At 73.6% G+C, this 13,929-nt stretch carries 14 protein-coding genes; 7 read left to right on the forward strand and 7 right to left on the reverse strand.

Annotation, left to right across the window (positions count from 1 at the left end; translation table 11 throughout):
• Positions 1–54: 54 nt before the first annotated feature.
• From JOE61_RS13070 to JOE61_RS13080, 3 genes are read right to left on the reverse strand one after another with little or no spacing between them, the layout of a single operon-like run.
• Positions 55–1,287, reverse strand: a complete 1,233-nt coding sequence (locus JOE61_RS13070; RefSeq protein WP_193668044.1) for a cytochrome P450 family protein — start codon at positions 1,285–1,287, stop codon at positions 55–57.
• Positions 1,284–1,838 (reverse strand): GNAT family N-acetyltransferase, encoded by a 555-nt coding sequence (locus JOE61_RS13075; RefSeq protein ID WP_193668043.1) that lies wholly within the window; start codon positions 1,836–1,838, stop codon positions 1,284–1,286. The genes JOE61_RS13070 and JOE61_RS13075 overlap by 4 nt, the downstream gene beginning before the upstream one ends.
• On the reverse strand, positions 1,835–2,458 hold the full coding sequence (locus JOE61_RS13080; RefSeq protein ID WP_193668042.1) for a LysE family transporter: 624 nt from the start codon (positions 2,456–2,458) through the stop codon (positions 1,835–1,837). The genes JOE61_RS13075 and JOE61_RS13080 overlap by 4 nt, the downstream gene beginning before the upstream one ends.
• 54 nt (positions 2,459–2,512) lie before the next feature.
• On the opposite strand from JOE61_RS13080, the gene JOE61_RS13085 reads away from it, so the two are divergent.
• Positions 2,513–3,157: an MBL fold metallo-hydrolase gene (locus JOE61_RS13085; protein WP_193668041.1), complete on the forward strand. Its 645-nt coding sequence runs from the start codon at positions 2,513–2,515 to the stop codon at positions 3,155–3,157.
• An 81-nt stretch (positions 3,158–3,238) separates the two neighbouring features.
• On the opposite strand, the gene JOE61_RS13090 is transcribed toward JOE61_RS13085, so the two are convergent.
• The 4 genes from JOE61_RS13090 to JOE61_RS13105 form a co-directional block, all read right to left on the reverse strand.
• Positions 3,239–4,414: an IS30 family transposase gene (locus JOE61_RS13090; RefSeq protein WP_239553304.1), complete on the reverse strand. Its 1,176-nt coding sequence runs from the start codon at positions 4,412–4,414 to the stop codon at positions 3,239–3,241.
• A gap of 80 nt (positions 4,415–4,494) precedes the next feature.
• A complete protein-coding gene (locus tag JOE61_RS13095; protein WP_193670997.1) occupies positions 4,495–6,654 on the reverse strand; it encodes an aryl-sulfate sulfotransferase in 2,160 nt (719 codons plus the stop codon).
• A 152-nt stretch (positions 6,655–6,806) separates the two neighbouring features.
• Positions 6,807–8,093 (reverse strand): isochorismate synthase, encoded by a 1,287-nt coding sequence (locus JOE61_RS13100; protein ID WP_307823003.1) that lies wholly within the window; start codon positions 8,091–8,093, stop codon positions 6,807–6,809.
• 81 nt (positions 8,094–8,174) lie between these two features.
• A complete protein-coding gene (locus JOE61_RS13105; protein ID WP_193670995.1) occupies positions 8,175–9,068 on the reverse strand; it encodes a L,D-transpeptidase family protein in 894 nt (297 codons plus the stop codon).
• Positions 9,069–9,194: 126 nt separating this feature from the next.
• Between JOE61_RS13105 and JOE61_RS13110 the strand changes: the two genes are divergently transcribed.
• The 6 genes from JOE61_RS13110 to nuoE all read left to right on the forward strand — a co-directional run bounded on the left by JOE61_RS13110 (position 9,195) and on the right by nuoE (position 13,928).
• Positions 9,195–9,884: a demethylmenaquinone methyltransferase gene (locus JOE61_RS13110; RefSeq protein WP_193670993.1), complete on the forward strand. Its 690-nt coding sequence runs from the start codon at positions 9,195–9,197 to the stop codon at positions 9,882–9,884.
• A 184-nt stretch (positions 9,885–10,068) separates the two neighbouring features.
• Entirely contained in the window at positions 10,069–10,428 is a 360-nt protein-coding gene (locus JOE61_RS13115) for an NADH-quinone oxidoreductase subunit A (RefSeq protein WP_179614435.1), read from the forward strand.
• A 29-nt stretch (positions 10,429–10,457) separates the two neighbouring features.
• Positions 10,458–11,012, forward strand: coding sequence for a NuoB/complex I 20 kDa subunit family protein (locus tag JOE61_RS13120; protein ID WP_193670992.1), 555 nt, complete (start codon positions 10,458–10,460; stop codon positions 11,010–11,012).
• A complete protein-coding gene (locus JOE61_RS13125) occupies positions 11,009–11,791 on the forward strand; it encodes an NADH-quinone oxidoreductase subunit C (protein ID WP_193670990.1) in 783 nt (260 codons plus the stop codon). The genes JOE61_RS13120 and JOE61_RS13125 overlap by 4 nt, the downstream gene beginning before the upstream one ends.
• Entirely contained in the window at positions 11,791–13,143 is a 1,353-nt protein-coding gene (locus JOE61_RS13130) for an NADH-quinone oxidoreductase subunit D (protein WP_193670988.1), read from the forward strand. The genes JOE61_RS13125 and JOE61_RS13130 overlap by 1 nt, the downstream gene beginning before the upstream one ends.
• Entirely contained in the window at positions 13,140–13,928 is a 789-nt protein-coding gene (gene nuoE / locus JOE61_RS13135) for an NADH-quinone oxidoreductase subunit NuoE (protein ID WP_193670986.1), read from the forward strand. The genes JOE61_RS13130 and nuoE overlap by 4 nt, the downstream gene beginning before the upstream one ends.
• The last annotated feature ends 1 nt before the right edge of the window (position 13,929 follow it).

Genomic DNA, 13,929 nt, shown 5'->3' on the forward strand with positions numbered 1-13,929 from the left:
GCGGTCGGTGCGGGACGGTCGGGCGGGCCTGTCGGGCCGGACTGTCGGACCCGCTCAGGTGGGCGTGAACCGCAGCGGGAACGACACCGCGCCGGTGTTGCCCGAGGCAGGCAACCACTCACCGGGGCCGTCGCATTCCGCGTCGGGCATCCGGGCCGCCAGCACGGGCAGCACGACGGCCATGTCGACCCGGGCGACGTAGTGGCCCAGGCAGTGGTGGATGCCGGCGCCGAAGCCGGTGTGCGGCACCCGCTCGCCGCGGGCCGAGGCCTCGAGGTCGAGCCCGGTCCCGCCGCCGGCCGCGGCGACCGGGTCGGTGCCGGCGGCGTGCGAGAGCACCTGCACCACCCCGCCCGGCGGCACCACGAGGCCGTCGCCGAGGTCGACCTCCTCGAGCGCCTCGCGGGTCACCCAGGTGACGGTGGGGTCGACCCGCATCACCTCCTCGACGCAGGCGGCGCCCAGGTCGGGTCGCCGGGCGAGCAGCCGCCACTGGTCGGGGTGGCGCAGCAGGGTCCGCACCGCCAGCGTCAGCTGGTTGCGGGTGGTCTCCATGCCGGCGAAGACCAGGAAGACCAGCGCGACCGAGAGCTCGTGGTCGCTCAGGCCGGCCTCGCCCTGCGGTGGCGCGTCGGCCGCGCCCACCAGCGCGGTCAGGAAGTCGTCGCGCGGCGCGGACCGCCGGTCCGCGACCACGTCGGCGAGGTAGCCGCTGAGGCCGTCGAGGGCGGCCTCGATGCGGGGCACCTGCGCGGCCACGTCGGTGGAGAAGGAGGCGCCGAGGTCGTCGGCCCAGTGCGCGACCTGCGGCCAGTGGTCCTCGTCCAGCCCGAGGAGGCGGCAGATCACCCGGGCGGCGTACGGCTCGGCCAGCTCGCCGACGAGCTCGACGCGCCCCCGGCCGGCGAAGCCGTCGACCAGCTCCTCGGCCAGGGCGGTGAACGAGGGCCGCATCGCCTCGATCGAGCGCTTGCGGAAGGCCGGCAGCAGCAGCCGGCGCACCCGGTGGTGGTCCTCGCCCTCGAGGCTCAGCAGCGTCTCGCCCCACCAGTCGTGGAAGAGCCCGGAGTGGATGCCGTTCTGGGCCGGCCACCGCGCGTTGCCCTGCGCGAAGCGGCGGTCGCGCAGCAGCGCGGCGCCCTGCTGGTGGCGCAGCACCGCAGCGCCGTACGGCGTGCGCGCCCACCACGAGCGCTCGCGCGCGGCGTGCACCTGCTCGCCGTTGGTGTCGAAGCCGGGGTCGGCCAGGTCGAGCCAGGGGACCTCGTCGGTGGGGCGGGCGCTCATCGACGCACCATCCGCAGGTGCCGACCGTGCGCATCGCCGTCGTCGACCTCCCCGTCGAGCGCGAAGCCGTGCCGCTCGTAGAAGCCGGTCGCTCGGTCGTTGCCGGCCAGCACCCACAGGTACGCCGCCCGCTCGCCCAGCGTCGCCACCAGCAGGCGGTGCCCCAGCCCGGTGCCCCAGCGGCGGGCCCGCACGTAGAGGGCGCTGAGCTCGAGGGCCGGCAGGCCGGGGTCGTCGTCACGGCCCGGCCCGGCCGAGGCGAAGCCGACCAGCCCGGTGCGGTCCTCGGCGAGCCAGACCGGCTCGGCGCCCGGGTCGGCGTCGAGGGCCGCGGCCCGGGATGCCAGGACCCGGCGCCACGACGCCACCCGCTCCTCGGGCCGAGCGCGGCGCTCGGCCAGCAGCTGCGCGGGCATCAGCCCCGTGTAGGCGTCCTCCCACACGTCGAGGTGCAGGTGGGCGAGGGCCTCGGCGTCGGAGAGCCCCGCGGCCGGGCGCAGCCAGGCGTCGCCTGCCTCCGCCGGCCGCACCGGCTCGCGCTGCGTGCTCACCCGAGCATCGTATGCAGCGCCAGGCCCGCCACCGTGGCGGCCGCCACCAGACCGCTGAGCCGCCGGCCCCGTGGCCCGCTCAGCGCCTGGCCGAGCAGCGCACCGCTGGTCGCCAGCACCAGCTGCCAGGCCGCCGAGGCCACCAGCGCCGCCACCACGAACACCGCGCCCTCGGTGGCCCCGTCGACGAGGTCGCGGTTGCCGAGCACCACGGCGGCGAAGTAGACCAGCGTCGTCGGGTTGAGCGCGGTCATGCCGAGGAAGAGCAGGTACGCCGCCCCCGGGCCGGGCTCGCGCCGGGCCTGCCGGTCGGCAGCGCCGCCGGGCCGCTCCGGTCGCAGCGCGTGCAGCGCCAGCAGGGCGGCCACCCCGAGCAGGACCAGCCCGGCCGCGACCTCCAGCGCCCCGGCGATCGGCACGAGCGCGGCCGAGACGGCGGCCCCGGCCAGCACCGCGACAGCGGCGTACACCCCGTCGACGGAGGCGACCCCGAGCGCCGCCGCCGCGCCGACCCGCCAGCCCGCACGCGAGGCCAGGGCCACCAGCAGCGCGCCCACGGCCCCGACCGGCACCGCGATCGCGAGCCCGGTCAGCGCCCCGGACACCACGACGTCGATCACGCGGCGATCCTGGCCCGCCGTGTCGCGCCGCGCGAGCCGTTTACGGTGGGAGGCATGCGGATCACCAAGTTCGGCCACTCCTGCGTGCGCGTCGAGCACGACGGCACCGCGCTGGTGCTCGACCCCGGCGCCTTCACCCCCGACGTCGCGGCGGCGGTCGACGGCGCGGCGGGGGTGCTGGTCACCCACGAGCACCCCGACCACTGGACGCCCGAGGCGCTGCGCGCCACCGACGCCCCGATCTGGACCATCGCGGCGGTCGCCGCGCGCATCGGCGAGCAGGCCCCCGACCTCCTCGGGCGCGTCACCGTCGTGGCTCCCGGCGACTCGGTCGACGTGGCCGGGGTGCCGGTGCGGGTGGTGGGCGAGAAGCACGCCGTCATCCACCCCGAGCTGCCGCACTTCGACAACTCCGGCTACGTGCTGACCTGCGGCGACGAGCGCGTCTACCACCCCGGCGACGCGCTGACGGGCCCCGGCGAGCCGGTCGACGTCCTGCTGGCCCCGGTCTGCGCGCCGTGGATGGCGATCGCCGAGGGCATCGAGTTCGCCCGCTCGGTGGCCGCCCCGCGCACCCTGGCCATCCACGACAAGGTCTACTCCGACCTCGCCCTGGGCATCGTCGACCAGCACTTCGGCCGGTTCCTGGGCGCCGACGGCCTGGAGTTCGTCCGCCGCCCCGACGGCGCCGACCTCTAGCGACCCGGCCCGAACTTCCCGCTGACCCGGCCCAGACTTCCCGCTGACCCGGCCCAAACCTCCCGGGCGAATTCCAGGTAGTCACGCAACACCGTGGTTGGTGGGTGGTTGTGAGAGTAGTTGGTCAAGGACTTCGGCGGGTGTGAGGAAGCCGTGGCGTTTGCGGGGTCGGGTGTTGAGCTGAGTGGCGATGTTGTCGAGTAGGCCGGGTCCGTAGAAGGACAGGTCGCCGCCTTTGGGCAGGTATTGGCGCAGCAGGCCGTTGGTGTTCTCGTTCGAGCCGCGTTGCCAGGGCGAGTGCGGGTCGCAGAAGTAGACGTCGAGGTCGGTGGCTTTGGTGATCTCGACGTGGTTGGCCATCTCGCTGCCCTGGTCCCAGGTCAGCGAGCCGCGCAGCTGTTCGGGCAGGGTCGCGATTTTGGCCACGAGCGCTTCTTGGACCGCTGCGGCGCCGTGGTCACCAGGCAGGTGCAGCAGCATCACGAACCCGGTGGTGCGCTCGACCAAGGTGCCGACCGCGGACCCAGAAGCGGTCGAGCCGAGGATCAGGTCGCCTTCCCAGTGCCCGGGCACCGCACGGTCCTCGACCTCGGCGGGGCGTTCGCTGATCATGATCATGTCGGGGATCCGGCCGCGTCTCTCGGCCTCACGGCGGTGGGGTTTGCGCATCGAGCGTCCGGTGCGCAGATGGGTGGTCAGCTCGCGCTTGAGCCCGCCGCGGGCCTGGACGTACAGCGACTGGTAGATCGTCTCGGGCGACACCCGCATCTCCGCATCGTCGGGGAAGTCCAGTTTGAGTCTGCCAGCGATCTGCTCGGGGCTCAGGTCCTGCTCCAGGCGCTCCTGGACCGCCCGGCGCAGCCGCAGGTTGGTGGCCAGCTTCGCGCTGCGCGCAGCGCTACGACCCCGATCGATCTTGGCCTGAGCCACCGAAGCCCGGTACCCGCGCCCGGTCTGGCCACGGGCCAGCTCACGGCTGATCGTGGCCGGGCTGCGACCGACGCGACGCGCGACCTCTCGCATCCCATGGCCGGCGTGGGTCAGCGCCGCGATCTCCTCCCGCTCGAACCACGACAGGTATCGGCCCACCGGCGGATTCACGGGAACAGGGTTCACCCCGCCAGCCTTGCTGAAGACCCGCTTCGCAGTGGTCGCCGACATGCCCGCCACGCGAGCAGCCGACTTCACCCCCAGACCAGAACGGATCGCCTCCCAAAACGGACGGTCCAACTCCCTGGGCCTCATCGGACGTGCCATAACGCAGCTCCTCAGTCATCTGAGGTGTTGCATCACTTCCTAGAACCCAGGCCGCTGACCCGGCCCGAACAGACCGCGGGCTAGCGGGCCCGCACCACCACGCCCACGTGGTCGGCCGCACCGCTGCCGAGCCCCGCGGTGGCGTCGACCTTCACGACGAGCCGGTCGCCCGCGTCGGCCGCGCCGCGACGACGTACGACGACCTTCAGGTCGGCGTGCCCGCCGGGCTCGATCGCCGGGCTGCGCCAGGTGCCGCGCCGCACCGCGCCGGTGACGTCCTCGCCACGGAAGCGGTAGCGGACCTTGAAGCCCGCCGAGCTGCCGGTGCCGCTCACCGCGACCCGGTCGGCGGCGCCGGCGCCGTGGCGCAGCCGCACCAGGAGCCGCTCCTGCTGGCCGGTGCGACGCAGGTCGACGCGGGCCTTCTGGCCTCGCCACGACCCGGTGGCGCCCTCGCCGCGCAGGTCGCGGGCGCGGGGCCCGACCGCGGCGTCGGCGCGGCTGTCGCGCACCCGGTAGGCCACGCTCCGCGTGGTGCTGAGGCCGGCGGCGTCGGTGGCGGTGACCTCCACCCGGTGCTCCCCGGGCTCGTCCGAGGAGGCCTCGCCCACCTCGCACGACGTCAGCCCCGCGCCGCCCCGGTCGGTGCAGCGCACGCCCAGCGCGGCGACGGTGAGCGGCGTGCCGAGGTCGACGACGGTGGCAGCGGTGCCGTCAGCCTCGACCGTGGGCGGCGTGGCGTCGGGGACCGCGCCCAGCGCGGCCCGGTAGCTGAAGAACGCCTGGTCGGTGGGGTTGCTCGCGTCGCGCACCGACCACAGCACCTCGCCGTCGCTGCCGACCTCGCTGGCCATGACCCGCCGCTCGGCGGCCCAGCCGACCAGGGTGTTGCCGTTGGCCAGGCGCTGCGAGGAGCCGGCGAAGATCGCGAGGTGGTCGGTCGGCTCGGTCATCCGGTGCTCGAAGACGGTGCGGGCCTCGCCGCTCGCCTCGTCGAGCTCGTACTCGCTGACCCGGCTCCACAGCCGCGGGACCGTCAACCCGTCGGGGTCGGCCTGGTCGACGCAGATGGTCCCGTTGCGGGTGAACGACGCCGACCCGTTGTCGAAGAGGAGGATGGTGCCGCTGTCGGTCTCGGCGGCCGTGTGCTGGGCGCAGGGCCCCGTGCCCGCCTCGTCGTCGGGGAAGCTCCAGTCGCTGCGGCGACCTCCCAGGCGCCACACGACGTCGCCCTCGGCGAAGCCGTCGTGGGCGGTGCGCGCGATCTTGAGGACGGCGCTGAGGTGGCGGAAGGAGACGAGCAGGTCGCCGTCGTCCATCACCTCGACGGAGTTGACGTGCGCCCAGTCGGGGTTGGTGCCGGCGGTGCCCTCGACGGCGCGGTCGACGTGGTCGGCGGCGTCCCACTCGAAGAGCACCTCGCCCTCGGCGCTCAGGTGCTGCAGCACCGCGCCGGTGAGCTGCTCGCCGGAGCGGTCGTCGGGCTCGTAGGCCATCAGGTAGGCGCTGCCGTCGTCCTGCCAGGCCACGTCGTGGCCGTCGGTGTCGACCAGGCCGACGGTCTCGTACGCCGCGACCTCGCGGAACTGCTCGTCGAGCCGCACGAGCCTCGACCCGGTGCGACCCGGGCTCGTCGTGGGCTGGCGGAAGATGCTGTAGCCGCCTGGCACCTCCTTGAGGTCCATGGAGGCACCGCCGTCGGTGGTGCGCACCCATGCGGGCACGCCCTGGCGGTCCATGGCCACCTCGTAGCTCTCCGACTCCGAGGTCCAGCGGTCGAGGGTCAGCAGCACCTTGCCGTCGGCGACCGTCCCCGGCTCCGGCGTCGTGGTCACCTCGATCGCGGGGAACTCCACGGGCAGGTAGACCACCGAGTACGTCGCCCGCCCGGCGCTGTCGTCGACCCAGACGGTGACCTCGTCGCCCTCCTCCAGCCCGGTGACCCGGGCCCGGCCGTCGGTCTCGAGCGCCCCGTCGACGTACACGCGGGCGCCCGGCTCGCTGCTGGTGGCGGCCACGGTGAGCCGGCCGCCGGTGGCGGCGGTGGTGGTCGCGGCGTAGCGGTGCACGGCGGGGTCGAAGGACGGGTAGCTGCCCACCTCGTTGCCCCAGATCCGCAGCGAGTGCTCCGCCCCGGCCGCCCGGGCGGCCGGGGCGGCGGAACCGCCGGGAGCCGCCAGCAGGCCCAGCGGGAGCGCCAGGGTCACGGCAGCGGACAGGGTGGCAGGACCGAGGCGCATGCCCCCGAGGGTAGGTGGGCGGCACCTGCCTGTCCGACGAACCAGTGCCTCCGAGACCACCTCGAGACCTGCCGGTCCGGGCCGGGTCAGCGGGAAGTTCGGGCCGGGTGGGTGGGAAGTCTGGGCCGGGTCGGCGCGAAGTCTGGGCCGGGTCAGGTGGAGAGGGAGTCGCGCACCGGCACGAACTTGGCCTGGGCCTCGGCGAGCTCGGCCTCGGGGTCGGAGTCGGCGACGATGCCGCAGCCGGCGAAGAGCCGCACGCTGCGCCCGTCGACGGTGCCCGAGCGCAGGGCGATGCCCCACTCGCCGTCGCCGCTGGCGTCCATCCAGCCCACCGGGCCGGCGTAGCGGCCGCGGTCCATCCGCTCGATCTCGGTGATCAGCGCGGTCGCCTCGGGGGTGGGGGTGCCGCCGACCGCGGCCGAGGGGTGCAGCGCCTCGGCGAGGTCGAGGGAGGAGACCGTCTGGGCGTCGTGGACGACCCCGGCCACGTCGGTGGCCAGGTGCATCACGTTGGGCAGGTGCAGCACGAACGGCGCCTCGGGCACGTTCATCGAGGAGCAGTGCGGCTCGAGCGCGTCGGCGACCGAGCGCACGGCGTACTCGTGCTCCTCGAGGTCCTTCGACGACCGGGCCAGGGTGGCGGCCAGGGCGAGGTCGCGCTCGTCGTCGCCGGTGCGGCGGATGGTGCCGGCCAGCACCCGCGAGGTCACCAGCCCGCGCTCGCGGCGCACCAGCATCTCGGGGGTGGCGCCGAACATGCCGTCGACGTGGAAGGTCCAGCACATCGGGTACGCCGCCGCGAGACGCTGCAGCGGCCACCGGACGTCGACGTCCTCGTCGGCCGTGGCCACCAGGTCGCGGGCCAGCACGACCTTCTCGAGGTCGGCGCCGCCGATGCGCGAGACCGCGTCGGCGACCGCCGACATCCACTCCTCGGAGTTCAGCGAGCCGTCGGCGAAGGTGACGCCGGCCGGGGCGTCGGGCGCCGCGGCGGGGGAGAGACGCGGCTCCAGCGCCTCGAGGCTGCCGCGGCCCACGACGGTCATCCAGGCGCGGTCGCCCCGGCGGCCCACGACCACCGACGGCACCTGCAGCACCGAGTCGCCGGGCTCGTCGGCGAAGGCGAAGGTGCCGAAGCAGACCATCCCGGTGCCGGGCTCCTCGACCTCGTCGCGCACCACCGAGCGGGCGGTGGTCTCCTCCCACCACTTCGCGGCGTCGCTGAAGCGGGTGGGTCCCTCGGTGCGCACCTGCGCGGCGCAGCCCCAGCCGACCAGGCCCTCGCCGCGGCGCAGCCAGCTGACCGGGTGGTCGGGCGGCAGCAGGTCGAGCAGCGAGCCCAGCGCGTCGAGCCCGGAGACGTCGACGGGCACGGTGCGCGCCACCAGGGGAGCGTCGATGGCGCCCTGGGGCCCGGGGCTCGCGCTGGTCGTCACGGGGTCGAGGGTACTCAGCGCAGGGCCGCGCCCGGAGCCCGCGTGGGCGACCTCACGGCCCGGGCCCCGACCGCCGCCCGGTCAGCTGCGGTGCACCACGACCCGGTCGCCGATCGAGACCTGGTCGTAGATCGCGGCGATCGCGGCGTGGTCGCGGATGTTGACGCAGCCGTGCGAGGCGCCGGCGTAGCCGACGGCGGCGAAGTCGGGGGAGTAGTGCACGGCCTGGCCGCCGGAGAAGAACATGGCGAACGGCATCGAGGTGTCGTAGAGGCTCGACACGTGGTCGCGGCTCATCCGCTGGACCGTGAACAGCCCCTCGCGGGTCGGTGTCGAGGCACCGCCGAAGCGCGCGTCGAGGGTGGTGCGCACCTGCCCGTCGACGACGAACGACAGCGTCGCGGTGGTCTTGTCGACGCACAGCGCGGTGCCGACGAGGCAGCGCGGGTCGAGTGCGGCGGAGGGCGCCGGGGCGACCACCCGCTCGGGGTGCAGCTCGTCGGTGCTCGGCTCGCGGGTCATCGCGAGCAGCCGGTCGAGGGTGCGGCGGTCGACGTCGCCGGTCACCGGGACCTCGCGCTTGGCCTGGAAGCCGCGCACCGACGCGACGGTGACGTCGCCGTAGAACCCGGTGACGCCGGCCGAGAACCAGCCGATCTGCGCGAGCCGGGCCTGCAGGTCGCGCACCTCCTCACCCTCGGCGCCAGGGCCGAGCAGCGTCGGCCCCGGCACCATGGCCGGCTCGATCGGGGCCGGGGCGGGCGCCACCGGCTGCCGGGCGGGACGCGCCGGGCGCACGGGCCGCTCGAAGGTGGCGCCGCGCGACGGTGCCGGGTCGGCCGCGGTCGCAGCACCCTGGGTCGAGGGCTCCGCGCCGCCCATCCACCGCTCCTGGGCCAGCCCCGCGCCGTACGCCGTGGCGGGCAGCAGGAGCAGGAGCGCGACGAGGATCGCGAGGCGGGTGGGGTTCGTCATGGTGGGTCCTTCCGGGTGCAGCCGGCCACGGGCGCGGCGGTGGTGACACCAGGGAGACGCGCGAGCGGGGAGGAAGGTTGCGTCCCACCCGCGGAGGGCTTCGCCGGGGGCCTCTACGCTGCGACCGTGGCCCGAGCAGACCTGGACAAGCAGCCGACCGACGTACGACGCATGTTCGACGCCGTCGCGAAGCGCTACGACGTGACCAACGACGTGCTCTCGCTGGGCCAGGACCGCCGGTGGCGCACCGAGGTGCTCGACGCCGTGGCCCCGGTGCCCGGCGAGCGGGTGCTCGACCTGGCCGCCGGCACCGGCACCTCCAGCGTTCCGTTCCACGACCGGGGCGCCACGGTCGTGCCCTGCGACTTCTCCCTGGGGATGCTGCGGGTGGGCAAGCAGGCGCGCCCGCACCTGCCCTTCACCGCGGGCGACGGCACCCGCCTGCCCTTCGCCGACGACACCTTCGACGCGGTGACGATCTCCTTCGGGCTGCGCAACATCGTCGACCCCGCGGCCGGCCTGGCCGAGATGCGCCGGGTCGCCCGCCCCGGCGGGCGCCTGGTGGTCTGCGAGTTCAGCCACCCGACCTGGTCGCCCTTCCGCACCCTCTACGTCGAGTACCTGATGCGCGCGCTGCCGCCGGTGGCCCGGGCCGTCTCGTCGGCCCCCGACGCCTACGTCTACCTCGCCGAGTCGATCCGGGCCTGGCCCGACCAGGCCGGGCTGGCCGACCTCGTGGCCGGGGCCGGCTGGAGCGGCGTGGAGTGGAAGAACCTCTCGGGCGGCATCGTCGCCCTGCACCGCGCCACCGCCTGAATTACGCAACGTCGACGTGCGTTAAATGCGCAGGTCAGGGCCCCGATCCCGGGCCCGGCACGTGCCCACCCCCCGGGTCGCCACCCGTGCGGGGGAGTGGCAGACTGTGCGTCACGCCACTAGTGATTCGGTTCACAAGGTCACAACCCGGGCTGCGTGGCGCACGTAGGAGGAAGGGATCGCGATGGAGCTCTACACCCCGGTGCTGGTGCTGGCCGCGCTGGCCGCCGGCTTCGCCGTCTTCTCGGTGGGCGTCAGCACGCTCACCGGACCCAAGCGCTACAACCGCGCCAAGCTCGACTCCTACGAGTGCGGCATCGACCCCACCCCGCAGCCGGTCGGCGGCGGCCGGGTGCCGGTGAAGTTCTACACGGTCGCGATGACCTTCATCATCTTCGACGTCGAGATCATGTTCCTGGTGCCGTGGGCGGTGCACTTCGACGCCCTGGGCGGCTTCGGGCTGCTGGCCGTCGTCCTGTTCCTGGTCAACATCACCGTCGCCTACGCCTACGAGTGGCGTCGCGGCGGGCTCGACTGGGACTGACCGGACCACATCTGCGAAAGGACCCAGTCATGGGTATCGAGGAGAAGCTCCCCAGCGGCGTCCTGCTGACGACCGTCGAGGGCGTGGCCGGCTACATGCGCAAGGCCTCGTTCTGGCCCGCCACCTTCGGCCTGGCCTGCTGCGCCATCGAGATGATGACCAGCGGCGGCCCGAAGTACGACATGGCGCGCTTCGGCATGGAGGTCTTCCGGGCCAGCCCGCGCCAGGCCGACCTGATGATCGTCGCGGGCCGGGTGAGCCAGAAGATGGCCCCGGTGCTGCGCCAGATCTACGACCAGATGGCCGAGCCCAAGTGGGTGCTGGCCATGGGCGTGTGCGCCAGCTCCGGCGGCATGTTCAACAACTACGCGATCGTCCAGGGCGTCGACCACGTCGTGCCCGTCGACATGTACCTGCCGGGCTGCCCGCCGCGCCCGGAGATGCTGATCGACGCGATCCTCAAGCTGCACGACCAGGTCCAGGCCACCAAGCTGGGCGCCAACCGCGCCGCCCAGATCGAGGAGCTCGAGAACGAGCGCCTCACCGCGCTGCCGACCTCCGAGATGAAGGGCCTGCTGCGGTGAGCGACGACGACAAGCGCGACGCCGAGAAGGGCGTCACCTCGGCGGCGCCCGAGGGGCCCGAGCAGACCCCTGGCCAGCCGGCCGTCGAGCAGTCGCCCGAGAACCTGCCGGCCGCGCCCGGCCAGGTCCACCAGGTCGGCACCCGCCACGGCATGTTCGGCGTGCGCGGCACCGGCGACACCAGCGGGTACGGCGGCCTGGTCTCGGCCGTCACCTACCCCGCGCCGTCCCAGCGCCCCTACGGCGGCTGGTTCGACGAGGTCGCCGACGCCCTCGAGGCCGCCACCCGCTCCGCCGGGGTGGAGCAGGCCGTGGGCAGCGTGGTCGTGCACCGCGGCGAGATCACCTTCCACGTGCGCCGCGAGGACCTGCTCACCGTCGCGCGCGTGCTGCGCGACGACGAGGCGCTGCGCTTCGAGCTGTGCTCGAGCGTCAGCGGCGTGCACTACCCCGACGACACCGGGCGCGAGCTGCACGTGGTGATGCACCTGCTCTCGATGACCCACAACCGCCGGATCCGCGTCGAGGCCACGGCCCCCGACGCCGACCCGCACGTGCCCTCGGTGGTGCCGGTCTACCCGACCGCCGACTGGCACGAGCGCGAGACGTACGACATGTTCGGCATCGTCTTCGACGGCCACCCCTCGCTCACGCGCATCCTCATGCCCGACGACTGGCCGGGCCACCCCCAGCGCAAGGACTACCCGCTGGGCGGCATCCCCGTCGAGTACAAGGGCGGCACCGTGCCGCCTCCCGACCAGCGGAGGTCGTACAACTGATGGCTACCACCAGCTCCGGCGAGCAGGACCTCTACGCCGGCACCCAGGAGACCTCCGAGGGACGCGTCTTCACCGTCTCGGGCCAGGACTGGGACTCCATCTCCGAGGGCCTGGAGGAGGGCGCCGAGGAGCGCGTCGTCGTCAACATGGGCCCCCAGCACCCCTCCACCCACGGCGTGCTGCGCCTGATCCTCGAGCTCGAGGGCGAGACGGTGACCGAGGCCCGCTGCGGCATCGGCTACCTGCACACCGGCATCGAGAAGAACATGGAGTTCCGCTCCTGGACGCAGGGCGTCACGTTCTGCACCCGGATGGACTACCTCGCGCCGTTCTACAACGAGGCGACCTACGTGCTGGGCGTCGAGCGGCTGCTCGACATCGAGGACGACGTGCCCGAGAAGGCGCAGGTCATGCGGGTGCTCCTGATGGAGCTCAACCGGCTCTCCTCGCACCTGGTGGCCATCGCCACCGGCGGCATGGAGCTCGGCGCCCTGACCGTGATGACCATCGGCTTCCGCGAGCGCGAGCTGGTGCTCGACCTCTTCGAGCTGATCACCGGCCTGCGGATGAACCACGCGTTCATCCGTCCCGGCGGCGTGGCCCAGGACCTCCCCCCGGGCGCCCTCGACGAGATCCGCGGCTTCCTCGACCTGATGCGCAAGCGCCTGCCCGAGTACGCCGCGCTGTGCAACGCCAACCCGATCTTCAAGGGCCGCCTCGAGGGCGTGGGCCACCTCGACCTCGAGGGCTGCCTCGCGCTGGGCCTGACCGGCCCGCCGCTGCGTGCCACCGGCTACCCCTGGGACCTGCGCAAGTCCGAGCCCTACTGCGGCTACGAGACCTACGACTTCGACGTGCAGACCTGGGACACCGCCGACGCCTACGGCCGCTTCCGGGTGCGCCTGGCCGAGATGTGGGAGTCGCTGAAGATCGTCGAGCAGGCCGCCGAGCGGCTCGCCGCCCTCGAGGGCGCGCCGATCATGGTCGCCGACAAGAAGGTCGCCTGGCCCAGCCAGCTCTCGATCGGCTCCGACGGCATGGGCAACAGCCTCGACCACATCCGCCACATCATGGGCGAGTCGATGGAGGGGCTGATCCACCACTTCAAGCTGGTCACCGAGGGCTTCCGGGTCCCCGTGGGCCAGGCCTACGTGCCCGTGGAGTCCCCGCGCGGCGAGCTGGGCGCCCACGTCGTCTCCGACGGCGGCACCCGCCCCTTCCGGGCGCACTTCCGCGACCCGTCGTTCACCAACCTGCAGGCGACGTCCGTGATGAGCGAGGGCGGCATGGTCGCCGACGTCATCGTGGCCATCGCCTCGATCGACCCCGTGATGGGAGGCGTCGACCGATGACGCTGTCGCAGACCACCCTCGACGAGATGCGCGAGATCGCCGGGCGCTACCCCGAGGCCCGCTCCGGCCTGCTGCCGATGCTGCACCTGGTGCAGTCCACCGAGGGCCGGGTGACCCCCGAGGGCATCGAGGCGTGCGCCGAGATCCTCGACATCTCCGCGGCCGAGGTCAGCGGCGTGGCGACGTTCTACACGATGTACAAGCGTCGCCCCGTCGGCGACTACCACGTCGGGGTGTGCACCAACACCCTGTGCGCGGTGATGGGCGGCGACCAGATCTTCGAGCGGCTCAAGGACCACCTCGACGTCGGCAACGACGAGACCACCGAGGACGGCTCGATCACCCTCGAGCACGTCGAGTGCAACGCGGCCTGCGACTACGCGCCGGTGATGATGGTCAACTGGGAGTTCATGGACAACATGACCCCCGAGTCGGCGGTCTCGCTGGTCGACGACCTCCGCTCGGGCAAGGAGGTCACCTCGACCCGCGGCCCGCGCCTGTGCACCTGGCGCGAGGCCGAGCGGGTGCTGGCCGGCTTCCCCGACGGTCGTGTCGACGAGGGCCCGGGCGCCGGGCCCGCCTCGCTGGTGGGCCTGCAGATCGCCCAGGAGCGCGGCTGGAGCGCCCCGTCCTCGAAGGCCTCCGGTGCCACCGGCACCGAGCCCACCGGCGACGGCGCGCAGGCCGCGAGCCGCACCGACGCCTCCGTGGAGGCCGAGTCGGCCGCCGTCGAGGCGGAGAGCGGCAGCGACGAGAGCGCGGCCGAGAAGAAGGAGGCGAACTGAC

The sequence above is a fragment of the Nocardioides salarius genome (assembly GCF_016907435.1).
GTDB lineage: Bacteria > Actinomycetota > Actinomycetes > Propionibacteriales > Nocardioidaceae > Nocardioides > Nocardioides salarius.